Here is a 22,782-nt window from a genome sequence, read left to right as displayed (position 1 = left end):
GGCGACACCGGCACGCGCAGGTCTGCGGTGGTTCTTGAGGAGTGAACAGAACATGCAGCCGGCTTTCGTTCCAAATGACAGGAACACCGACATTGCGAGCACCGTCGTGGCGACGATGCGCCAGCTCGGCGTGCTCGGCCTGCCGCGCAACTACGAGATCTTCTACGAGGCGCTGAGCGGCAGCAATCACGAACTCAGCCTGGCCGTCGTCTCGCTCAGCAACCGGCCGACCCAGGAGGATCTCGACCGCATCGGCCGTACCTTCTTTGCCCAGCATCATGGCCCCGGCATCGTCGAGCACGCGCGCGACGTCATCGCCAAGGAGCTCGAGGACATTGCCTCGCTCTTGCGCAGCGAGCGATCCCACATCGAAAAATACGGCCGCATCCTCGACGAGACGTCGAGCGGGCTCGGCAACCGCAGCATGCTGTCGCAGGACCTGCTGCAGAAGATCGTCACCGCCATGTCGGCGGCCACAAACTCGACGATCGACCATGGCAGGCAAGTGGCGAGCACGCTCAGCGAAAAGACCGCCGAGCTCGAGAGCGTCAAGTCGAAGCTCGAGGAGTACAAGCGGCTCGCCGACACCGATCCCTTGACGCAGGTCTGGAACCGCCGCGCCTTCGACAAGGAAATCACCAGGATCTACAATTCCAACAAGGGCATCCTGTTCAATGCTCTGATCCTCGCCGACATCGACCGCTTCAAGGACATCAACGACCGCTTCGGCCATCCGGTCGGCGACAGGATCATCCAGATCATCGCCGAGATCTTCCAGACCAGCATTCGCGGCGACATGTTCGTTGCTCGCACCGGCGGCGAGGAATTTGCGCTGATCGTCGAGGGCGCCAGCGAGGATACTACCTTCGAGATCGCCGAGCGCATCAGGACGCTTATCGAGCAGACGCCGTTCACCAGCAGCCAGACCGGCACCAATTACGGCACGGTGACCGTGTCGATGGGCATTTGCATGGCGTCCGAGGCCGAAAGCCCCGAGGACCTCTACACCAAGGCCGACCGGGCGCTCTATCGTTCGAAGGTCGGCGGCCGCAACCGCGTGACCAGGCATTCGGCGATGGCCGCCCGCGCCGGCAAGAGCTGGCTGCTCTACAAGAAGGACTGAGTTTTCGTGCCGATCATCGGCCTGCCCGCGAAAAATGTTTCGCGGCAATCCCTTTCCATGTGAATTTTTGTAGCCTATATTTTCCATGGAAAGGAGCACGCCATGCCATCCGTGCAACCTCATATCGCCAGCGGCACGGCCGAAAACGCCGTCGTCACCAAGTCCACGTTGCGCGCCGCCGAACTGCTCGACGTTACAGCAAGGGTGCTGGCGTCGGTCATCGGTGTCTCCGAAGCCACGGTTTCGCGCATGCGCAAGCAGGATTTCCTGCTCGAGCGCGGCACCAAGCCGTTCGAGCTGGCCGTCCTGTTTGTCCGGCTGTTTCGTTCTCTCGACGCCATCGTCGGCGGCGACGAGGGCATCGCCCGGGCCTGGCTGAAGAACGCCAACACGGCTTTCGACGGCGCCCCGATCGAGAAAATCCAGACGATCTCAGGACTTGTCGATGTCATCGCCTATCTGGACTCCCGACGCGCTCTCGTCTGAATCCATCCGGCTCGAAGGCAAATACTGGCGCATGGTCGAGGCGCAGCACCGCGTCTCGACACTGAAGGTCGTCGACACGCTCGACGAGCAGGCCCTGCTGGAAGAGCTGATCGAGGAGACCAAGCCGCAGATCCCGCTCGAATGCCGGCATCTCCATTATCTGCTGGCGACGCCCTTTCGCTACGGCTCGGTCTATCCGCATGGCTCGCGCTTTCGCCGCGCCGGCCGGACCAGGGGCGTCTACTATGCGGCGGAGACCATGTTCACGGCTGTCGCCGAGATGGCGTTCTACCGCTTGCTGTTCTTCGCCGAATCCCCTGACACGCCCTGGCCGCGCGACGCCGCCGACTACACCGCATTCGCCGCCGCCATCAAATGCGCCGCCGCCATCGACCTGACGAGGCCGCCGCTCGATCGTGACGCGGCCGTATGGACGCATCCGACCGACTACGCCGCTTGCCAGGCCATCGCCGATGTCGCGCGCGAGGCCGGGCTGGAGGCGATCCGCTACCGCTCGGCGCGCGACCCGAAAGGCGCCAACATCGCGCTGTTGACGTGCAAGGGTTTTGCAAAAGCAAAGCCGCTGGAGCCGCAGACCTGGCGCATCCGCCTCGGCGCCTTCGGCGTGCAGGCGATCTGCGAGTTTCCGGAGAAGCGGATCGAATTCTCCAGGGCGGCCTTCACCGATCCGCGGCTTGCCGGGCTGCGCTGGGAACGTGGGCGCTAGAGCATGATCCCGAAAACTGGGAACCGGTTTTCGGAAAAGATAATGCTCCAGCAAAGAGTTGGATCGGGATGACGATCCAACGAAACGCCCTCCTGATCTAAGCCAATATGTTCACGGCCCGCGCCGCCACCAGGGCGATTGTCAGCAGCGAGATCAACGCCTCCGCCATCATCAAGAGCTTGGCGCGCTGGCTAAGCGGCAAGGTGTCGGTCGGCGAGAATGCCGTCGCGTTGGTGAACGCCAGGAAGGCATAGTCGACGAAGCCGGGCAGCCAGCCGCGGATCTCGCGGTCGGGCAGCGTCATCTGCGGAAACAGGAAATCGGCCTGCGCGCGCTTGACCAGCCCACAGGTCGGCGGCCCGCCGCGGTCCGTGCTCCAGAACCAGAGCGCGAAGACGATGACGTTGGTGACCCAGATGTTGAGCGCATCGACAAGCAGCGTGCTGCCGGCGCCGGCATGGCCTTCGAGCAGCGCCCTGACCAGGAAGACCAGCGCCCCGCAGTTCATGACGCTGATGACGCCGGTGAGGACCAGCGCGATGCGGCGGATGTAAAGGCGAAACCGGCCGATCGCGTACCAATGCTCGTGGTCGACGGCCTTCCGTGTCGCCATTTGCGTCCACGCCGTCGCGACCGACAGGGGCACCAGCAGCACCGCCTCGATCGCAGGCGCCAGCCAGCGCGGGCCGAACGACAGGTCGTTTATGACCAGAAGCTGCAGGCAGATGATGACGAGGACCGCCGCGCGTGCCGACCAGAAATCAAGCGCGCGGTGGTGGATGACGGCATGCTCGTGACGCATGATGAATGCAGGAACCAGTTGCGGTGGACGATGCAGTTCCACCCAATCTTGGTCTTGCAGTGGTCGCGCCAGAACACATTTTCGTAAGTCTGACGTTACCGGGCTCGGCCCCGAACGAAAAAGGCGCCGGATTTCTCCGGCGCCCTTGACTGGATCCAAAGCAGCAAGCGGTTCAGCCGTTGGCGGCCTGCTTGTGCTGGACTGTATGGCTCTTCTTGAGCAGGTCCGAGACCAGGAAGGCGAGCTCGATCGCCTGGTCGGCGTTGAGGCGCGGGTCGCAATGCGTGTGGTAGCGGTCCTGCAGGTCTTCCGCGGTGATGGCGCGGGCACCGCCGGTGCATTCGGTGACGTTCTTGCCGGTCATCTCGACATGGATGCCGCCGGGATGCGTGCCTTCGGCCCGGTGCACTTCGAAGAAGGTCTGCACCTCCTTCAGGATGCGATCGAACGGCCGCGTCTTGTAGCCGGCGGCCTCGATCGTGTTGCCATGCATCGGGTCCGACGACCACACCACGCTGCGGCCTTCCTTCTGCACTGCCCGCACCAGCTTCGGCAGATGCTCGGCCACCTTGTCGGAACCGAAGCGCGCGATCAGCGTTAGCCGTCCCGGCTCGTTTTCCGGATTGAGCAGGTCGATCAGTTCCAGCAAACCGTCCGGCGTCAGCGACGGGCCGCATTTCAGGCCGAGCGGGTTCTTGATGCCGCGGCAATATTCGACATGGGCATGGTCGGGCTGGCGCGTGCGGTCGCCGATCCAGATCATGTGGCCCGACGTCGCATACCAGTCGCCCGAGGTCGAATCGACGCGCGTCAGCGCTTCCTCGTAGCCCAGCAGCAGCGCCTCGTGGCTGGTGTAGAAATCGGTCTCGCGCAACGCGAAGTTGGTCTCCGAGGTGATGCCGACCGCCTTCATGAAGTCCATCGTCTCGGTGATGCGGTTGGCGAGCGACTCGTATTTTTCGCCCTGCGGGCTGTCGGAGACGAAGCCGAGCATCCAGCGATGCACATTCTCCAGGCTGGCATAGCCGCCCTGGGCAAAGGCGCGCAGCAGGTTGAGCGTCGCCGCCGACTGGCGGTAGGCCATCTCCTGCCGGGCGGGATCGGGGATGCGCGACTTGGCGTCGAATTCGATCCCGTTGATGATGTCGCCGCGATAGCTTGGCAGCGTCACGCCGGCCTTGGTCTCGTTGTCGGACGAGCGCGGCTTGGCAAACTGGCCGGCGACGCGGCCAACTTTCACCACCGGCTGCGCGCCGGCGAAGGTCAGAACGACGGACATCTGCAGGAAGACGCGGAAGAAGTCGCGGATGTTGTCCGCGCCGTGCTCGGCGAAGCTTTCGGCGCAATCGCCACCCTGGAGCAGGAAGGCGTCGCCGGCGGCGACGGCAGCCAACTGCTTCTTCAGCTTGCGCGCCTCACCGGCAAAAACCAGCGGCGGAAAGGTGGCGAGCTGGGCTTCCGTGTTCTTCAGCGCGGCAAGGTCCGGATAGGCGGGAACCTGCTTGATCGGCTTTTCTCTCCACGAATTCGGCGACCATTTCGTCATCGTTGCACCCAAACGCCCTTCAGCGGCAATTCCGGGAAAACTGTGATCTCCGTGCGGAATTGCGTCAAACAAACAGATGAACGGGCACCCTCGCCCGCCATTCCCGCCCCTATATGGGGTGGCGGCTCCATACACGAAGCCGAATTCCTATTCTAGACCGGAATTTCGGTACTGGCGAATGCGCTGGACGGTTATGCTGCCTTGTCGACCAGCCGCGCCAGCTGCGTCATCACCACGGCCGAGCCGGCCAGCCGCTTTTCGGCGTTCGGCCAGTCGCGGATGAAGACGACGCTGTGGTCTGGCCGGATCTTGGCCAGCGAGCCCTGCTCGCCGATGAACTTGACCAGCCCGACCGGATTGGGGAACTCGCGCTTGCGGAAATGGATGACGACGCCCTTGGGACCGGCATCGAGCTTTTCGACATTGGCCCTGCGGCAGAGCGCCTTGATGAACACGATCTTCAACAGATGCGTCACCTCTTCCGGCAGCGGTCCGAAACGGTCGATCAGCTCGGCGCCGAAGGCGTCGATCTCCTCGGTGCTCTCGAGGTCGCCGAGGCGGCGGTAGAGCGCGAGCCTGAGTTGCAGGTCCGGCACATAGCTTTCAGGGATCATCACCGCCGTGCCGACGGCGATCTGCGGCGACCAGCCGCCGTCCTGTACCTCGCCGGAATCCTTCACTTCGGCAACCGCCTCCTCCAGCATCTGCTGGTAGAGCTCGAAGCCGACCTCCTTGATGTGGCCGGACTGCTCTTCGCCCAGCAGATTGCCGGCGCCGCGGATATCGAGGTCGTGGCTGGCGAGCTGGAAGCCGGCGCCGAGCGTGTCGAGCGACTGCAGCACCTTCAGCCGGCGCTCGGCGGTATCGGTCAGCTTGCGGTTGGCCGGCAGCGTGAACAGCGCATAGGCGCGCACCTTGGAGCGACCGACGCGGCCGCGCAGCTGGTAGAGCTGCGACAGGCCGAACATGTCGGCGCGATGGATGATCAGCGTGTTGGCGGTCGGGATGTCGAGACCGGACTCCACGATGGTCGTCGACAGAAGCACGTCGTACTGGCCGTCGTAGAAGGCGTTCATGATGTCGTCGAGCTCGCCCGGCGGCATCTGGCCGTGCGCCACCGCGACTTTCAGCTCCGGCACCGATTGCTTCAGGAAATCATGGATTTCGGCCAAGTCGCTGATGCGCGGCACGACATAGAAGGAGTGGCCGCCGCGATAGCGCTCGCGCAGCAGCGTCTCGCGGATGACCAGCGGATCGAAGGGCGAGATGAAGGTGCGCACCGCCATGCGGTCGACCGGCGGCGTCGCGATCAGCGACAGCTCGCGCACGCCGGTCAGCGCCAGTTGCAGCGTGCGCGGGATCGGCGTCGCCGACAGCGTCAGCACATGCACGTCGCTCTTCAGGTCTTTCAGCCGCTCCTTGTGCTTGACGCCGAAATGCTGCTCCTCGTCGATGATCAGCAGGCCGAGATTCTTGAACGAGATCGCCGACCCCAGCAGCGCATGCGTGCCGACGACGATGTCGACCGTGCCCTCGGCGATGCCCTTCTTGGTTTCGGCCAGTTCCTTGGAGCCGACCAGCCGGGAAGCCTGCGCGACGCGGATCGGCAGGCCGGAGAAGCGCTGCGAGAAGGTCTTGAAGTGCTGGCGCGACAGCAAGGTAGTCGGCACCACCACGGCGACCTGAAAACCTTCCATGGCGGCAATGAAGGCGGCGCGCAGCGCCACTTCGGTCTTGCCGAAGCCGACATCGCCGCAGACCAGCCGGTCCATCGGCTTGCCGGCGCCGAGATCGTCCATGACGGAATCGATCGCGCCCTGCTGGTCGTCGGTCTCCTCATAGGGGAAGCGCGCCGAGAACTCGCCATAGAGGCCTTCGGCGGGGATCATGGCGGGCGCCGAGCGCATCTGCCGCTCTGCGGCAATGCGGATCAACTGCCCGGCCATGTCGAGCAGGCGCCGCTTCAGCCGCGCCTTGCGCGACTGCCAGGCGCCGCCGCCAAGCTTGTCCAGCGTCGCCTCGGCCGAATCCGAGCCGTAGCGCGACAGAAGCTCGATGTTCTCGACCGGCAGGAACAGCCGGTCGTCGCCGGCATAGTGGATTTCCAGGCAGTCGTGCGGTGCGCCGACCGCCTCGATGGTGCGCAGGCCGATGAAGCGGCCGATGCCGTGGTCGGTATGGACGACGATATCGCCAGACGACAGCGACGAGGCTTCGGCAATAAAGTCTGATGCGCGCTTCTTGCGCTTGGAGCGCCGGATCAGCCGGTCGCCGAGGATGTCCTGCTCGGCAACGACAACCAGTCTCTCGGTCTCGAAGCCGGATTCGAGCGGCAGCACGGCAAGGCCCGCCTGCCCCGGCTCGAGCTTTTCCGCCTCGGCAAGCGTCGCCACCGGCTTCAAATTGCCAAGATGATGCTCGGCCAGGATCTGGCCGAGCCGGTCGAGCGAGCCTTCGGTCCAGCCGGCGACGACGACGCGGCGGCGCGCGGCGCGCTCGTCGGCGATGTGCTTCACCACGACATCGAAGACGTTGATGTTGGGATCGGCGCGTTCCTCGGCGAAGCTGCGGCCATGCCGCGCGCCGGCATGGAAGACCTTTTTGCCCCCCACATCGGGCGCATCGAAGACGGTGAAGTCGATGTCTTCGCGCGGGCCGAGAGACGCCTTGAGATTCTCCGGCGAGAGATAAAGCAGGTCCGGCGCCACCGGCTTGTAGGGCACCGCGTCCTTCAGCGCGCCGTCGGCCTGCTTGCGGCGCGCTTCGTAGTGGTCGAGGATCAGCGTGTGGCGTTCGGCCAGCGCCTCATGCGCCAGATGGTCGAAGACCACGGGCACGTCGGGCAGATAGTCGAACACCGTCTCCAGCCGCTCGTAGAAGAACGGCAGCCAGTGCTCCATGCCGGCAAAGCGCCGCCCTTCGCTGACCGCGGCATAGAGCCCGTCGTCGCGCGACGGCGCGCCGAACGCCTCGATATAGGCGCGGCGGAAGCGGCTGATCGTCTCCGGGGTTAGCGCCACTTCGCTCATCGCCTGCAGCGCCATCGACGTGCGCTGGCCGGTGGTGCGCTGCGTGGCGGCGTCGAAGACGCGGATCGATTCCAGCGTGTCGCCGAAGAAATCGAGCCTGAGCGCCTCACTCCAGCCGGGTGCGTAAAGATCGAGGATGCCGCCGCGCACCGCGAACTCGCCGACGCCACGCACCGTCGGCACCCGCTCGAAGCCGGAGGTTTCCAGCCGCGACACCAGCGCATTCATGTCGATCTGGTTGCCGGGCCTGGCGTGGAACGTCTGCGCTTCGATCAGATCGGCGGGCGGAATGCGCTGCAGCAGCGCATTGGCGGTGGTGAGGATGACGGCGCGGTGCGGCTTCCTGGCCAGTGCGATCATGGCGGCGAGCGCGTCGAGCCGGCGCGCGGCCGCGTCCGAGCCGGGCGAAACGCGGTCGTAGGGAAGGCAATCCCAGGCCGGCAGTTCCAGCACCGGTAGGCCCGGCGCGGCAAAAGCCAGCGCCTCGGTGATCGCCGGCAAGCGCTGGCCGTCGCGCGCCACGAACAGCACTGGCTTGTCGGGCGCGATCTCGTGCGCAGTCTGCACCAGCGCGAAGGCTTCGTAGCCGTCGGCGACGCCGTCGACGATGAACTGGCCGGCGCGGCCCTTCGGCAGGCCGATTGTGGGGATCAGGCTCATGAAATCACGTCGTTCAAAATGTCATGGTGTGGCGCGACGCCAGGATCTTTCGCAGCACCGCGCAATCGATATCGGGCGGAACCGGGCGCTCACCGGTGATCAAAGGCAGGAATTCGGTGTCGGGAATGTCGAGGAGCCTCTCATATTGGTCGATTTCCTCGCCGGTCAAGGCGCCGATCTCGGCATCGGCGAAGGAGCCGAGGATAAGGTCCATCTCGCGCATGCCGCGATGCCAGGAGCGGAACAGGAGCTTGCGGCGGCGGGCATCCAGCCCCTCGCTTGATCGTTTCGTTCCGGTCATGGCGCCGCGTCCCTGTCTGAAGCGGCGCATATAGCGTGGATAGAGCGCGGTGTCAGCCTTGCGCAATGGCCGTCGCGACATAAGCTGACATCATGCGTCCCTCCCTCCTCGATCCGCTGTTCGTCCCGATCACCTCGCTTGCCGGCGTCGGGCCGAAGGTTGGCCTGCTGATCGAGAAGGTCGTGGCCGCCGATCTCGGCGACCGCGCCGCGCGCGCCGGCGATCTTCTGTTCGTGCTGCCCCACACCGTGATCGACCGCCGCAACCGACCGGGCATCGCGCTCGCCGCCGAAGGTGCGATCGTCACGCTCGACGTGCGCATCGACCGCCACCAGCCGCCGCCGCGCGGCAACCGGTCGGTGCCGTACCGTGTCTACGCCCACGACGACACCGGCGAGATCGCACTGACCTTCTTCCATGCCCATGCTTCCTATCTCGAAAAATCGATGCCGGTGGGCGAGCACGTCGTCATCTCGGGCCGCATGGAGTGGTTCAACGGCCGCCCGACCATGGTCCACCCCGACCATATCGCGCTCGCCGGCGAGGCCGAAAACCTGCCGCTGGTCGAACCGGTCTATCCGCTCACCGCCGGTCTCTCAGGCAAAGTGCTGCGCCGCGCCATCGGCCAGGCGCTCGGCCGCTTGCCGGAACTGCCGGAATGGCAGGACGACGCCTTCATGCGCCGCCAGACCTTTCCCGCCTTCGCCGACGCGCTCACCCGCATCCATTATCCGGCGGACCCGATCGACGTCGCCATAGAGGGGGCGGCGTGGCGACGCCTCGCCTATGACGAGCTGCTCGCCGGCCAGGTCTCGCTCGCTTTGGTGCGAGCCAGGATCCGCCGCCTGTCCGGCCGGCCGCTGACCGGCGACGGCAGCATCGTCGAAAAGCTGCGCGAAGCGCTCCCCTACTCGCTCACCCCGTCGCAGGAATTTGCGCTCGCCGAAATCCTTGCCGACCTCGCCGACCCCGAGCGCATGCTGCGGCTGCTGCAAGGCGATGTCGGCTCGGGCAAGACGGTCGTAGCACTGCTTGCCATGGCGCGCGCCGTCGAGGCAGGCGGCCAGGCGGCGCTGATGGCGCCGACCGAAATCCTGGCGCGTCAGCATCTGGCGACCATCGCGCCGCTGGCGGAAAAGGCAGGCCTGCGCACCGCCATCCTCACCGGCCGCGAGAAGGGCCGCGAACGCACCGAGACATTGGCTGGGCTGGCCAGCGGCGAGATCGACATCGTCGTCGGCACGCATGCCCTGTTCCAGGAATCGGTGGCGTTCCACGATCTCGTCCTGGCCGTCGTCGACGAGCAGCACCGTTTCGGCGTCCACCAGCGGCTGGCGATCACCGCCAAGGGCGACGCGCCCGACATGCTGGTGATGACGGCAACGCCGATCCCGCGCACGCTGGTGCTGACCGCCTTCGGCGACATGGACGTCTCCAAGCTCACCGAAAAGCCGGCCGGCCGCCAGCCGATCCGCACGGTCACCTTGCCGCTGGAGCGGCTGGACGAGCTGGTCGGCCGCATGCGCGACGCCGTCGCCGATGGCCAGAAGATCTACTGGATCTGCCCGCTGGTCGAGGAATCCGAGGAGATCAAGCTGATGTCGGCGGAGGATCGCTTTGCCTCGCTGAAGCCGCTGTTCGGCGACCGCATCGGGCTGGTTCACGGCCGCATGAAGGGCGCCGAGAAGGACGAGGCGATGCGCGCCTTCAAGCAGGGCGAGACGCGCATCCTGATCGCAACCACCGTCATCGAGGTCGGCGTCGACGTGCCGGACGCCACGATCATGGTCATCGAGCATGCCGAGCGCTTCGGCCTTGCCCAGCTCCACCAGTTGCGCGGCCGGGTCGGGCGTGGCGACAAGCCCTCTTCCTGCGTGCTGCTCTACAAGGATCCGCTCGGCGAGACGGCGAAACGCCGCCTGTCGGTGATGCGCGAGACCGAGGATGGCTTCCGCATCGCCGAGGAGGATCTCAAGCTGCGCGGCGAAGGCGAATTGCTGGGCACCCGCCAGTCCGGCACCCCCGGTTTCCAGGTGGCGCGCATCGAGGCCCATGCCGACCTGCTGGAAGCCGCACGCGACGATGCCCGTCTGATCCTGTCGCGCGATCCGGAACTGCAGTCCGAGCGCGGCGAGGCGCTGCGCCTGCTGCTTTACCTGTTCGGCCGCGACGAGGCGGTGCGTTTGTTGCGCGCTGGTTGAGCGGCCCCAAGCGCCGGATTGGCAAGCGAGCCTTCGATTTGCTCGCCGTTCAACGTCACGAGCTTGGTCTTGACCTCCGGCGCCACCAGACCGGCCGAAACGATCAGCTTGGCGCCGTCTTCGATCGTCATGTCGAGCAGCACGATCTCGGATTTCCGCACATACATCAGGAAACCGGTGGTCGGGTTCGGCGTGCACGGCATGAACACGGCGATCAGCGGGTCGCCTTCATGATTGAGCTTCTGGTTGATCTCGGTTTCCTTCTCGCTGGCGATGAAGACCAGCGACCAGACGCCCTTGCGCGGATATTCGACCAGCCCGACCTGGCGGAACATGTCGCCCTTGTTCGACAGCACCGTCTCGAAGATCTGCTTCAGCGAGCGATAGATGCCGCGCACCAGCGGCATGCGGCCAAGCAGCCGCTCGCCGAAATTGACGATGGCGCGGCCGACGATGTTGGCGGTCATGAAGCCGATCAGCGTGATCAGCACCAGCGCGACGATGAGACCGAAGCCGGGCACCGGAAACGGCAGATAGGTGTCCGGGCTGTAGCGCAGCGGGATATAGGGCTTCACCCAGGAATCGACCCAGCCGATGAAGGACCAGGCGATATAGGCGGTGATCGCCAGCGGCGCGCAAACGATGAAGCCCGTCAGGAAATAGTTCCTGAGCCGGGTCATGCCTGAGGTCTTCGGGGCGTCGGACATGGATCACCGCAGCGCAGGTTGCGCCGCAACATTAGTGAACCACAACGCGGTTTGGAACTGCGAAGTTTTTAAAGAGCGTGCGTTGGCGAGCGCCTATTCCACCGTCACCGATTTCGCCAGATTGCGCGGCTGGTCGACGTCGGTGCCCATGAACACAGCGGTGAAATAGGCGAGCATCTGGATCGGCAGCGCGTAGATGATCGGCGAGATGATTTCCGGCACGTCGGGCAGCACGATCGTCTCCATCGTCTTGATGCTCGCCTGCGCCGCGCCCTTGCTGTCGGTGATCAGGATGATCTTGCCGCCGCGCGCCGCCACCTCCTGCATGTTGGAGACCGTTTTTTCGAAGATGCGGTCGTGCGGCGCGATGACGATCACCGGCATGTTCTCGTCGATCAGCGCGATCGGCCCGTGCTTCAGTTCGCCGGCGGCATAGCCCTCGGCATGGATATAGGAGATTTCCTTGAGCTTGAGCGCGCCTTCCATGGCGAGCGGGAAATTGGTGTCGCGGCCAAGATAAAGCACATCCGAATAGCGGGAGAGCTCGCGCGAGATGCGTTCGATCTGGCCGTCCAGCTTGAGCACCTGGTTGGCGAAGCGGGGCGCCTCGGAGAGCTCGCGCACAAGCGCCTTCTCCTCGTCGCGCGAGATCGTGCCGCGCGCCACGCCCGCCCGCACCGCAAGCGACGCCAGCACCGACAGCTGGCAGGTGAAGGCCTTGGTCGAGGCGACGCCGATCTCGGGCCCGGCCAGCGTCGGCAGCACCACATCGGACTCGCGCGCCATGGTCGATTCGCGCACGTTAACGACCGCGCCGATCTTCATGCCGGCCTTGCGGCAATAACGCAGCGAGGCCAGGGTGTCGGCGGTCTCGCCCGATTGCGAGATGAAGAAGGCCGCGTCGTTCGACGACAGCGGCATCTCGCGATAGCGGAATTCCGAGGCGACATCGATGTCGACCGGCAGCCGCGCATAGCGTTCGAACCAGTATTTGCTGATCAGCCCGGCGAGATAGGCGGTGCCGCAGGCCGAGATCGCCAGCCGGCCGATCTTGGCGAAATCGAACGGCAGTTCCAGCGGCTTCGAGACGCCGGAGACGAAATCCACATAATGCGCCAGCGTGTGCGAGATCACCTCCGGCTGCTCATGGATTTCCTTTTCCATGAAATGGCGCCGGTTGCCCTTGTCGACCATGAAGCCGGTCGACAGCGACTGCTGGCGCTTGCGGTCGACCTTGTTGCCGTCCATGTCGAAGATGGCGACCTCGTTGCGGCGCACCACCGCCCAGTCGCCGTCCTCCAGATAGGTGATCGAGTTGGTGAAGGGCGCCAGCGCGATGGCGTCGGAGCCGAGGAACATCTCGCCATCGCCATGGCCGACGGCGAGCGGCGGGCCGTTGCGAGCGCCGACGATGAGGTCCTCGTCGCCCTTGAACATGATCGCCAGCGCGAACGCACCTGAGAGCCGCTTCAGCGCCTGGTGCGCGGCCTCGACTGGCTTCAGCCCCTTGGCAAGCTCGCGCGCCACCAGATGCGCGACGACCTCGGTATCGGTCTGCGAGGAAAAGTTGTAGCCGTCGCGGGTGAGCTCGTCGCGCAATTCGGCGAAATTCTCGATGATGCCGTTGTGAACGATGGCGACGCCGTCGGAAAAATGCGGGTGCGCGTTGGTCTCGTTCGGCACGCCATGGGTGGCCCAGCGCGTGTGGCCGATGCCGATCGTGCCGTCGAGCGGCTCTTCCTTCAGCCGGCGCTCGAGGTTGACCAGCTTGCCCTCTGCGCGGCGGCGGCCGAGCTCGCCATTCTCGATCGTAGCGACGCCGGCCGAGTCATAGCCGCGATATTCGAGCCGCTTCAGCGCGTCGACGATGAGCGGCGCCACCTGCTGTTGGCCGACAATTCCGACGATGCCGCACATGGCCGTTACCCCCGATTCCCCATGGAAAACCAGCGTTATCTAGGGATTGCCGGCCTGCCGTGAAAGTCACTTTGCGTTTCGTTCCGTGTCACCGGAACGGTCATTTTTACGCATGCACCATGACAGACCGCTCTTGCAATCCGATTACTGCAATCGTTCGCCTTTTCAGGCCACCGGTCTGACGGAATTCACTTTTTCCTCGCCGCCGCGGCCGAAGCAAAACGCTCGCGTATTTCCTTGCCCTTGCCCGGAATTGTCTTCTGGCGGGCGCGGCCGAAGGCCAGCGCATCGTCGGGCACGTTTTCGGTGAGGACGCTGCCGGAGGCGATGTAGCTGCCCTTGCCTATCGTGATTGGCGCCACCAGCGAGGAATTCGAGCCGACAAAGGCGCCCTCGCCGATGTCGGTGAAGAATTTCGAGTAGCCGTCATAATTGCAGGTGATGGTGCCGGCGCCGATATTGGCGGCAGCACCCACGCGCGCATCGCCGATATAGGTCAGGTGGTTGACCTTGGCGCCCTCCTCGACGGTCGCCTGCTTGACCTCGCAGAAATTGCCGACCTTGGCCTTTTTCCTGAGATCTGTCCCCGGCCGCAGCCGCGCGAACGGTCCCACCTCGCAGTTCTCCGCGATTGTGGCGCCCGTCATATGGCTGAAGGCATGGATCGTGGCGCCGGTGGAAATCTTGACGCCCAGGCCGAACCAGACATTGGGCTCGACCACCGTATCGGCGCCGATTTCGGTGTCGTGCGAGAAATAAACCGTTTCGGGCGCGATCAGGGTGACCCCTGAGAGCATAGCCTCGCGCCGCCGGCGCGCCTGCCAGATGCCTTCCGCCTCGGCAAGCTCGGCCCGGTTGTTGATGCCGAGCGCGCTCTCGAAACTGGCTTCCGTCGCCACCACATCGAGGCCTTTGGCACCGGCGATCTCGACGATGTCGGTCAGGTAGAACTCGCCCTTGGCATTGGCATTGCCGACCTTGTCGAGCAGCTCCAGCGCGCTCCTGCCGGCGACGGCCATCATTCCGGCATTGCAGAAACCGATCTTCTTCTCCTCGTCGGAACAGTCCTTCTCCTCGCGGATGGCGACCAGCCGGCCGCCCTTCTCGATCAGCCGGCCATAGCCGGTCGGATTGGGCGGACGGAAGCCGACGACGACGACCGCGGCACCTTCCGCCAGCTTCTGCCGCGCGACGGCAAGCGCTTCCGGATCGATCAGCGGCGTGTCGCCGAACATGACGAGAATATCGTCGTAACCCTTTGATATAGCAGCGCGCGCTGCAAGCACGGCATGCGCGGTGCCGAGACGCTTCTCCTGCACGAAAGTCTCGGCGTTCGGCGCGAATTTCTGCGCCGCCTTGCGCATTTCGTCCGCGCCATGGCCGATCACCAGCGCCAGGTCGCCGCTGCCGGCGGCTTCCGCCGCCTTCACCACATGGGCGACCATCGGCAGCCCGGCGATCGGATGCAGCACCTTGGGCAGCGCGCTCTTCATGCGTGTGCCCTCGCCGGCGGCAAGGATGACGGACAGGCAGGATCTCTGGCTCATGAAAGGGCAACCATATGAACAGGGTCGGGAATCAAGGCATATCTAGCATCAGCGCCCATGCTGCACCAATGCGGTTAAATTCCGGTGAGACGGCGGATCTGCCCACTCGTGATCAGCGCATCTCAAGGCGTGATCCAGCAGACAACATACCGCTACAACAGACCGTATTTGCTGAATTCCGCCTGCTCATCGCCGGCGATCCAACCAAACACTTTCAGGCGGCCGTCGCGTCTTTCTACAAGATAGTTGACCTCGAAATCGATGGTCAGACGATCCTTGTTCTTGCGTTCGTACTCGCCCGACCATTGCACCTTGGCAACGCAATGGTCCTGGTCGATGGGCGTCACCGAGACATCGGCACAAATCATCTTCTTGCTGCCGATCGCCCGATAGGCCTCGAAGCCCTTTTTCATGACGTCCTTCAACTCCGCGCCATTTTCGCCAACGATGACCCCTGCCGGCGTCACGGAGACAAAGCCGGTCGAGTAGATGTCGGCGACGTCGTCCAGATCGACGGTGCCCGCGATCGCGTCGTTGTAGACCTTCTCATACGTCTTGAAGAACTCTTGCAGATCCGCCCTGGATACCATTCTCGCCTCACCGTCGCGCTTGCGCACGAGCCTGCAACGCGGGCTTTCCGGCATCGTTCCGCGTTGCGGACGATAGAGCTACCCCAACTGTCCCAGGCCCGGGAAATTTTCCAGCAGCCAGTAGGACGCGCTCTGCACGCCGCCGGTCAGGAAAAACACGCCGGCGACGACCAGCAGTGCGCCGATCGCCTGTTCGACGCGACCGAGATGGACACGGAATCTGGCGAGGAAGCGCATGAAGGCGCCGGAAAACAGGGCGGCGATCAGGAACGGGATGCCGAGCCCGAGCGAATAGGCGGCGAGCAGCAACGCGCCCTCGCCCACCGTCTCGCGGCCGCCCGCCAATGTCAGGATCGGACCCAGAACCGGTCCGATGCAAGGCGTCCAGCCGAAAGCGAAGGCCAGTCCCATAATGTAGGCGGCGACCAGGCTGGCCGGCTTGCCCTGCGACTGGAAGCGCGCCTCGCGCGACAGAAGCGGAATGCGAAGGATGCCAAGGAAGTTGAGCCCCATCAGGATGATCAGCGCGCCGGCCACCATCGCCAGCGGTTCCTGCCACAGCCGCAGCAGCCGGCCGATCGTCGAAGCGCCGGCGCCGAGCGCCACAAACACGGTGGAGAAACCGAGCACGAAGGCGATGGAGGATGCAATCAGCGCGCCACGCGCGCCGGCCCTGGCGGTGGCGCCGGCATCGCCGCGGAAATCGTCGACCGAAACGCCGGCCATGTAGCAGAGATAGGGCGGCACCAGCGGCAGCACGCAAGGCGACAGGAACGAGATCGCCCCCGCTCCGACCGCGCTGACATAGCCGATATCCAATGCCATTCCTGGTGCTCCAGAACGTTATGGCGCTGATATAGCGAGACAAAGGCGCGTCTGCCAATCACCATCACGTGGCAAGTCGCCGCTCCGCTTTCGAAGAATTGGAAGAAACGGCGCCACGAATGCGTTGACCAGAACGAGGCCGCGATTTCCGCACGCTTCATTTGGATCACGACAGGGAGGTTGTCATGAAGTCGATCATTGCTGGATTGGCCGCGCTTTTACTCGGTGCCACGGCATCCCAGGCCGCCGAGGCATGGAAGGAAGCCGAGGTCGGCGGCACGAAAATCTACACCGACGCCATGGGCATGACGCTCTACACCTACGACAAGGACGAGAAGGGCAAATCGAACTGCTACGACAAATGCGCCACCAACTGGCCGCCCCTGAAGGCCGAGGCCGGTGCCAAGGCGGACGATGAATGGACGATTGTCGACCGCACCGACGGCACCAAGATGTGGGCCTATGACGGCAAGCCGGTCTACACCTTCATCAAGGACAAGAAGGCCGGCGACGCGACGGGCGACGGCGCCTCCGGCGTCTGGCACATCGTCAAGGCCGACTGAATTTCCGCCCCGAGACATCGGCCGGCCGCCGGACAAGGTCTGGATCACCCGGCGGCCGGTTTCCGCCATTGCCGCGCCTTGCGACTCGCTCGAATCGACCGGGTCGTTCCACTGGCTCGATGCTCGAACGGCCCTCCTCGAAATTATGTGGTCCTCTCCATACACTCTAAGAGTGTATTGCCGCGGACGTCTCCGCATTTTGGCCGCCTGCCCTTGACCGATTGCAAAAGCACGGCCATGTGAGCGACGAAAAAGAACGCGTCGCGCGCGGCGGGAATTCTTCCGCTGGCCCATAGCTGATATGAGACCTCATGGACGTCGTCGTCGTCGAATCGCCGGCCAAGGCAAAGACAATCAACAAATATCTCGGCAAGAACTATAAGGTCCTGGCCTCGTTCGGCCACGTCCGGGATCTGCCGGCCAAGGACGGCTCGGTGCGCCCCGACGAGGACTTCGCCATGTCCTGGTCGGTCGACACCGCCTCAGGCAAGCGGCTTGCCGACATCGCCAAGGCGGTCAAGGACGCCGACGGCCTCATCCTCGCCACCGACCCGGACCGCGAGGGCGAGGCGATTTCCTGGCATGTGCTGGAAGTGCTGAAGCAGAAGCGCGCGCTGAAGGACAAGCCGGTCAGCCGCGTCGTCTTCAACGCCATCACCAAGTCTTCGGTGCTGGATGCGATGGCCAATCCGCGCCAGATCGACGCGCCGCTGGTCGATGCCTATCTCGCCCGCCGTGCCCTCGACTATCTGGTCGGCTTCACGCTGTCGCCGGTGCTGTGGCGCAAGCTGCCCGGCGCCCGTTCCGCCGGCCGCGTCCAGTCGGTGGCGCTGCGCCTGGTCTGCGACCGTGAATCCGAGATCGAGCGCTTCATCCGCGAGGAATACTGGCAGATCGCCGCCATCCTCGGCACGCCGCGCAACGAGAATTTCGAGGCGCGGCTGACCGCGTTCGAGCGCAAGAAACTGCAAAAACTCGACATCGCCAACAAGGCGCAGGCCGACGACATCAAGGCGATGCTCGAAGGAGCCACCTTCAAGGCGCTGTCGGTCGAGGCCAAGCCAACCAAGCGCAACCCGGGCCCGCCCTTCACCACCTCGACGCTGCAGCAGGCCGCCTCGTCGGGCCTCGGCTTTTCGGCCACCCGCACGATGCAGGTGGCGCAGCGGCTCTACGAAGGCATGGACATTGGCGGCGAGACCGCCGGCCTGATCACCTATATGCGAACCGACGGCGTGCAAATGGCGCCCGAGGCGATCGACGCCGCCCGCGATGCCATCGTCAGCGAATTCGGCGCAAAATACCTGCCGGAGAAGCCGCGCTTCTATACGACCAAGGCCAAGAACGCCCAGGAAGCGCATGAGGCGATCCGCCCGACCGATTTCAAGCGCACGCCGGCTTCGGTCCGCCAATATCTCGATGCCGACCAGGCCCGCCTCTACGAGCTGATCTGGAAGCGCGCCATCGCCAGCCAGATGCAGCCGGCCGAGATCGAGCGCACCACGGTCGAGATCGAGGCGGTCAACGGCGCCCGCACCGCCGAGCTTCGCGCCGTCGGCTCGGTCGTGCGCTTCGACGGCTTCATCGCCGCCTATACCGACCAGAAGGACGAGGACGCGGAGGACGAGGAAAGCCGCCGCCTGCCCGAGATCCGCGCCGGCGAGCAGCTTGCCCGCCAGGCGATCAACGCCACCCAGCACACCACCGAGCCGCCGCCGCGCTATTCCGAGGCGTCGCTGATCAAGAAGCTGGAAGAGCTGGGCATCGGCCGCCCGTCGACCTACACGGCGATCCTGAAGACGCTGGAGGACCGCGACTACGTCACCATCGACCGCCGCAAGCTGGTGCCGCAGGCCAAGGGCCGCTTGCTGTCAGCCTTCCTCGAGAGCTTCTTCGAGCGCTATGTCGAATATGATTTCACTGCCTCGCTGGAAGAAAAGCTCGACGAGATTTCCGACGGCAAGCTCGCCTGGAAGGACGTGCTGCGCGACTTCTGGAGGGATTTTTCCGGCGCGGTCGACGACATCAAGGAACTGCGCGTCACCGACGTGCTCGATGCGCTCAACGACGAGCTGGCGCCGCTGGTGTTCCCGGCGCGTGAGGACGGTTCGAACCCGCGCATCTGCCCGAAATGCGGCACCGGCAACCTGTCGCTGAAGCTCGGCAAATTCGGCGCCTTCGTCGGCTGCTCGAACTATCCCGAATGCTCCTTCACCCGCCAGCTCGGCGATGCCGCCAATCCCAATGGCGAGAACGGCAATGGCGAGGACGGCACCAGGCTGATCGGCAAGGATCCGTACACGGCGGAAGAGATCACGCTGCGCAGCGGCCGTTTCGGCCCCTATATCCAGCGCGGCGAAGGCAAGGAGGCCAAGCGCTCCAGCCTGCCCAAGGGCTGGGCCGCCGAACAGATCGACCATGAAAAGGCGCTGGCGCTGCTGGCGCTGCCGCGCGACGTCGGCAAGCACCCTGAATCCGGCAAGATGATCTCGGCCGGGCTGGGCCGCTATGGCCCCTTCGTGCTGCATGACGGCACCTACGCCAATCTCGACAGCATCGAGGACGTGTTCTCGATCGGCCTCAATCGCGCCGTCTCGGTGATTGCGGAGAAGCAGTTGAAGGGCAAGGGCGGCCGCAACGGCGCAACGCCCGCGGCGCTCAAGGATCTTGGCGACCACCCCGACGGCGGCGGCAAGATCGTCGTGCGCGACGGCAAATACGGGCCCTACGTCAACTATGGCAAGGTCAATGCGACGCTGCCCAAGGGCAAGGATCCGCAATCGGTGACGGTCGAGGACGCCCTGGCGCTGATCGCCGAGAAGGAAGCCAAGGGCGGTGGCGGCAAGAAGCCGTTCCGCAAGGCGGCAGCGGCCGGCAAGCCGGCCGCCAAGAAATCCCCGGCCAAGAAAAAGGGATAGGGCGTGGCGCGCAGGATCTCCGGACGAAGCCACGGCGATCCGCGCACCGCCGACACGAGGGCCAAGGTCCGGGACGACTACCGCCCGTCGCGCGAAGAGATCCTGCGCTACATCGCCGAAAATCCGGACCGTTCCGGCAAGCGCGAGATCGCCAAGGCGTTCGCGCTGCGCGGCGACGACCGTATCTGGCTGAAGGATCTGTTGCGCGACCTGCAGGACGAGGGCCTGCTGACCAGGGAACGCAAGCGGCTGACCCGCGCCGGCGCCCTGCCCCATGTCGCCGTGCTCGACATTTTCGGCCGCGACGGCGACGGCGTGCTCCTGGCGCATCCGAGCGAATACAGCGGCGCCGGCTCGCCGCCGGTCGTCTCCATCCGCATTTCGCGTGGAAGCAACGGCCCGGCGCCCGGCATCGGCGACCGCGTGCTCGCCAAGACCTTCCCGACCGACGATCCGGCCGGCCCCGCCTATACCGGCCGGGTGATGAAGATCTTCGAGAAACGCAGCGATGCCGTGCTCGGCGTCTTTCGCGTCCTCAAGGACGGCACCTTGCGCATCGAACCGGTGGAGCGGCGCCAGCCCGAACTGATCGTCGACAAGGAGTTCCAGAACGGCGCCAGGAACGGCGACCTGGTCGAGGTCGAGCCCGCGCGGGCGTCCCGCTACGGGTTGCCGCGCGCCAAGGTCCTGGCGGTGCTGGGCTCGCTGACCAGCGAGAAGGCGGTCTCGATGATCGCCATCCACGCGCATGACATCCCGCACATCTTCCCGGCCGACGTCATCGCCGAGGCCGATGCGGTGAAGCCTGCGGCGCTTGCCGGCCGCGAGGACTGGCGCGAGCTGCCGCTGATCACCATCGACCCGGCCGACGCCAAGGACCATGACGACGCGGTCTTCGCGACGCCCGATACCGACGAGAAGAACCCCGGCGGCGTGCTGGTCACCGTTGCGATCGCCGACGTCGCGGCTTACGTCCGCTACGGCACCGCGCTCGACCGCGAGGCCCTGAAGCGTGGCAATTCGGTCTATTTCCCGGATCGCGTGGTGCCGATGCTGCCGGAGCGCATCTCCAACGATCTCTGCTCGCTGCGCGAGGGCCAGGACCGGCCGGCGCTTGCCGTGCGCATGACGTTCGCGGCCGATGGCCGCCAGCTGCGCCATTCCTTCCATCGCGTCATGATGAAGTCGGCGGCCAAGCTCGCCTACCCGCAGGCGCAGGCGGCGATTGATGGTATGCCCGACGACAAGACCGGGCCGATCCTCGATACGGTGCTGAAGCCGCTATGGGATGCGTATGCGGTGCTGAAGCGCGGCCGTGACGGCCGCCAGCCGCTGGAACTCGACCTGCCCGAGCGCAAGATCCTGCTCAAGGAGGACGGCACCGTCGACCGCGTCGTCGTGCCGGAACGCCTCGATGCCCACAAGCTGATCGAGGAGTTCATGATCCAGGCCAACGTCGCGGCCGCCGAAACGCTGGAGGCGAAGCGCCAGGCACTGGTCTACCGCATCCATGACGCGCCCTCGCTCGCCAAGCAGGAATCGCTGCGCGAATTCCTGGCAACGCTCAGCCTGTCGCTGGCGCGCGGCGCGCAGATGCGGCCCGCACAGTTCAACGGCATCCTCGAGCGCGTGCGCGGCGCCGACAATGAGGCGCTGGTCAATGAGGTGGTGCTGCGTTCGCAGAGCCAGGCCGAATACTCGCCGAAGAATATCGGCCATTTCGGCCTCAACCTGAAACGCTACGCGCATTTCACCTCGCCGATCCGCCGCTATGCCGACCTCATCGTGCATCGCGGGCTGATCGCCGCGCTCGGTCTTGGCCCGGGCGGCCTGACGCAGCAGGAAGCCGATCGGCTGGAAGAGGTGTCGGCGCTGATCTCCGCCACCGAGCGCCGCGCCATGGCGGCCGAGCGCGACACGGTCGACCGGCTGGTCGCCGCCCATCTCGCCGAGCATATCGACGACCGTTTCGACGCGCGCATCTCCGGCGTCACCAAGGCGGGACTATTTGTCCAATTGCCGCAGTACGGCGCGGATGGTTTCATCCCCGTGTCAAGCCTTGAAGGCGATTACTATATATACGACGAAACCGCCCGATCGCTTTTCGGAGAACGCACCGGCAAGGGCTACCAGCTTGCCGACCGCGTCGAGGTCCGATTGGTCGAGGTCGCGCCCATGGCCGGCGCGATGCGTTTCGAAATGCTGACCGATCCGAAGCCGCTGCCCGGCTCCAAACGGTCGTTTCACAAGGCCAAGGGCCGCGCCCGCGCGTCGCAATCGCGCCCACGCGGCAGGAGACGGTGATGGCAAGGCAATTGCAGATGGAAGACCAGGTTTTCGGCGGCGAGCATCATTCGGGCCGCGTCGCCCGCCCGCTGTGGACGGCGATGAAGCGCGGCCTGCTCGGCCGCTGCCCGCATTGCGGCGAAGGCAAGCTGTTCCGCGCCTATGTCAAGACCGTCGACAAATGCGAGCATTGCGGCGAGGAACTCTACCATCACCGCGCCGACGACCTGCCCGCCTATCTGGTGGTGGTCATCGTCGGCCATATCGTGCTTGGCGCGTTCATGGGGGTCGAGGCGACCTCCACGCTCTCCACCTGGCAGCACATCCTCATCTGGGTGCCGCTGACCATCCTTCTGGCGGTGGTGCTGCTGCAGCCGGTCAAGGGCGCCGTCATCGGCCTGCAATGGGCGCTCTATATGCACGGCTTCGGCGGCGAAGAGGACGTCATCGAGCATCACCCCGAGGCCTGACGTCGCGGCTGGCGCAATCGGCGATGTCCGAACGCCACTTTCGCATGCGGCAAGTTTCCGCTAAAGCGCCTCGCAAATGAACGG

General features: G+C 65.0%; 17 protein-coding genes. 8 read left to right on the top strand and 9 right to left on the bottom strand.

Annotated features, from left to right (window positions below; translation table 11 throughout):
- The first annotated feature begins 52 nt into the window (after window positions 1–52).
- The 3 genes from EN857_RS22395 to EN857_RS22385 all read left to right on the top strand — a co-directional run bounded on the left by EN857_RS22395 (window position 53) and on the right by EN857_RS22385 (window position 2,336).
- Window positions 53–1,123: a diguanylate cyclase gene (locus tag EN857_RS22395; protein ID WP_127283868.1), complete on the top strand. Its 1,071-nt coding sequence runs from the start codon at window positions 53–55 to the stop codon at window positions 1,121–1,123.
- A gap of 102 nt (window positions 1,124–1,225) precedes the next feature.
- The gene (locus EN857_RS22390; protein ID WP_187331292.1) at window positions 1,226–1,609 is read left to right on the top strand and encodes an MbcA/ParS/Xre antitoxin family protein; all 384 of its coding nucleotides are present in this window, start codon (window positions 1,226–1,228) and stop codon (window positions 1,607–1,609) included.
- A complete protein-coding gene (locus EN857_RS22385; RefSeq protein ID WP_127391369.1) occupies window positions 1,569–2,336 on the top strand; it encodes an RES family NAD+ phosphorylase in 768 nt (255 codons plus the stop codon). Before EN857_RS22390 ends, EN857_RS22385 begins: the two co-directional genes overlap by 41 nt.
- A gap of 97 nt (window positions 2,337–2,433) precedes the next feature.
- Here the strand turns inward: EN857_RS22385 and EN857_RS22380 are convergent, their stop codons facing one another.
- The 4 genes from EN857_RS22380 to EN857_RS22365 form a co-directional block, all read right to left on the bottom strand.
- Window positions 2,434–3,138 (bottom strand): hypothetical protein, encoded by a 705-nt coding sequence (locus tag EN857_RS22380; protein ID WP_127391368.1) that lies wholly within the window; start codon window positions 3,136–3,138, stop codon window positions 2,434–2,436.
- A gap of 172 nt (window positions 3,139–3,310) precedes the next feature.
- A complete protein-coding gene (locus EN857_RS22375; RefSeq protein ID WP_127391367.1) occupies window positions 3,311–4,684 on the bottom strand; it encodes a 3-deoxy-7-phosphoheptulonate synthase class II in 1,374 nt (457 codons plus the stop codon).
- A gap of 191 nt (window positions 4,685–4,875) precedes the next feature.
- Window positions 4,876–8,373 carry a transcription-repair coupling factor gene (gene mfd / locus EN857_RS22370; RefSeq protein WP_135858395.1) on the bottom strand — a complete coding sequence of 1,166 codons (3,498 nt, stop codon included), beginning with the start codon at window positions 8,371–8,373 and terminating at the stop codon, window positions 4,876–4,878.
- 13 nt (window positions 8,374–8,386) lie between these two features.
- Complete coding sequence (locus EN857_RS22365) at window positions 8,387–8,674, bottom strand: succinate dehydrogenase assembly factor 2 (RefSeq protein ID WP_127394212.1); 288 nt, start codon at window positions 8,672–8,674, stop codon at window positions 8,387–8,389.
- Between the two features lie 92 nt (window positions 8,675–8,766).
- Between EN857_RS22365 and recG the strand changes: the two genes are divergently transcribed.
- Complete coding sequence (gene recG, locus EN857_RS22360) at window positions 8,767–10,875, top strand: ATP-dependent DNA helicase RecG (protein WP_128346888.1); 2,109 nt, start codon at window positions 8,767–8,769, stop codon at window positions 10,873–10,875.
- Here the strand turns inward: recG and EN857_RS22355 are convergent.
- The 5 genes from EN857_RS22355 to EN857_RS22335 form a co-directional block, all read right to left on the bottom strand.
- Window positions 10,827–11,582, bottom strand: a complete 756-nt coding sequence (locus EN857_RS22355) for a DUF502 domain-containing protein (protein ID WP_127392441.1) — start codon at window positions 11,580–11,582, stop codon at window positions 10,827–10,829. The genes recG and EN857_RS22355 overlap by 49 nt on opposite strands.
- Window positions 11,583–11,675: 93 nt before the next feature.
- On the bottom strand, window positions 11,676–13,499 hold the full coding sequence (glmS, locus tag EN857_RS22350) for a glutamine--fructose-6-phosphate transaminase (isomerizing) (protein WP_127392442.1): 1,824 nt from the start codon (window positions 13,497–13,499) through the stop codon (window positions 11,676–11,678).
- 188 nt (window positions 13,500–13,687) lie between these two features.
- On the bottom strand, window positions 13,688–15,046 hold the full coding sequence (gene glmU / locus EN857_RS22345) for a bifunctional UDP-N-acetylglucosamine diphosphorylase/glucosamine-1-phosphate N-acetyltransferase GlmU (protein ID WP_127392443.1): 1,359 nt from the start codon (window positions 15,044–15,046) through the stop codon (window positions 13,688–13,690).
- A 152-nt stretch (window positions 15,047–15,198) separates the two neighbouring features.
- Complete coding sequence (locus EN857_RS22340; protein WP_245493484.1) at window positions 15,199–15,690, bottom strand: nuclear transport factor 2 family protein; 492 nt, start codon at window positions 15,688–15,690, stop codon at window positions 15,199–15,201.
- A gap of 24 nt (window positions 15,691–15,714) precedes the next feature.
- Window positions 15,715–16,461: a cytochrome c biogenesis CcdA family protein gene (locus tag EN857_RS22335; RefSeq protein WP_127392444.1), complete on the bottom strand. Its 747-nt coding sequence runs from the start codon at window positions 16,459–16,461 to the stop codon at window positions 15,715–15,717.
- A 185-nt stretch (window positions 16,462–16,646) separates the two neighbouring features.
- On the opposite strand from EN857_RS22335, the gene EN857_RS22330 reads away from it, so the two are divergent.
- The 4 genes from EN857_RS22330 to EN857_RS22315 all read left to right on the top strand — a co-directional run bounded on the left by EN857_RS22330 (window position 16,647) and on the right by EN857_RS22315 (window position 22,698).
- Entirely contained in the window at window positions 16,647–17,024 is a 378-nt protein-coding gene (locus tag EN857_RS22330; protein WP_127283342.1) for a hypothetical protein, read from the top strand.
- Between the two features lie 311 nt (window positions 17,025–17,335).
- Window positions 17,336–19,942, top strand: a complete 2,607-nt coding sequence (topA, locus tag EN857_RS22325) for a type I DNA topoisomerase (protein ID WP_127283341.1) — start codon at window positions 17,336–17,338, stop codon at window positions 19,940–19,942.
- A 3-nt stretch (window positions 19,943–19,945) separates the two neighbouring features.
- Complete coding sequence (gene rnr / locus EN857_RS22320) at window positions 19,946–22,246, top strand: ribonuclease R (RefSeq protein WP_135858393.1); 2,301 nt, start codon at window positions 19,946–19,948, stop codon at window positions 22,244–22,246.
- Window positions 22,246–22,698 carry a DUF983 domain-containing protein gene (locus tag EN857_RS22315; protein WP_128347116.1) on the top strand — a complete coding sequence of 151 codons (453 nt, stop codon included), beginning with the start codon at window positions 22,246–22,248 and terminating at the stop codon, window positions 22,696–22,698. Before rnr ends, EN857_RS22315 begins: the two co-directional genes overlap by 1 nt.
- The last annotated feature ends 84 nt before the right edge of the window (window positions 22,699–22,782 follow it).

Source organism: Mesorhizobium sp. M4B.F.Ca.ET.214.01.1.1, assembly GCF_004791545.1.
Classification (GTDB): Bacteria; Pseudomonadota; Alphaproteobacteria; order Rhizobiales; family Rhizobiaceae; genus Mesorhizobium; species Mesorhizobium abyssinicae.
The sequence above is the reverse complement of the archived record's forward strand: the minus strand, read 5'-3'. Positions and strand labels throughout refer to the sequence as shown.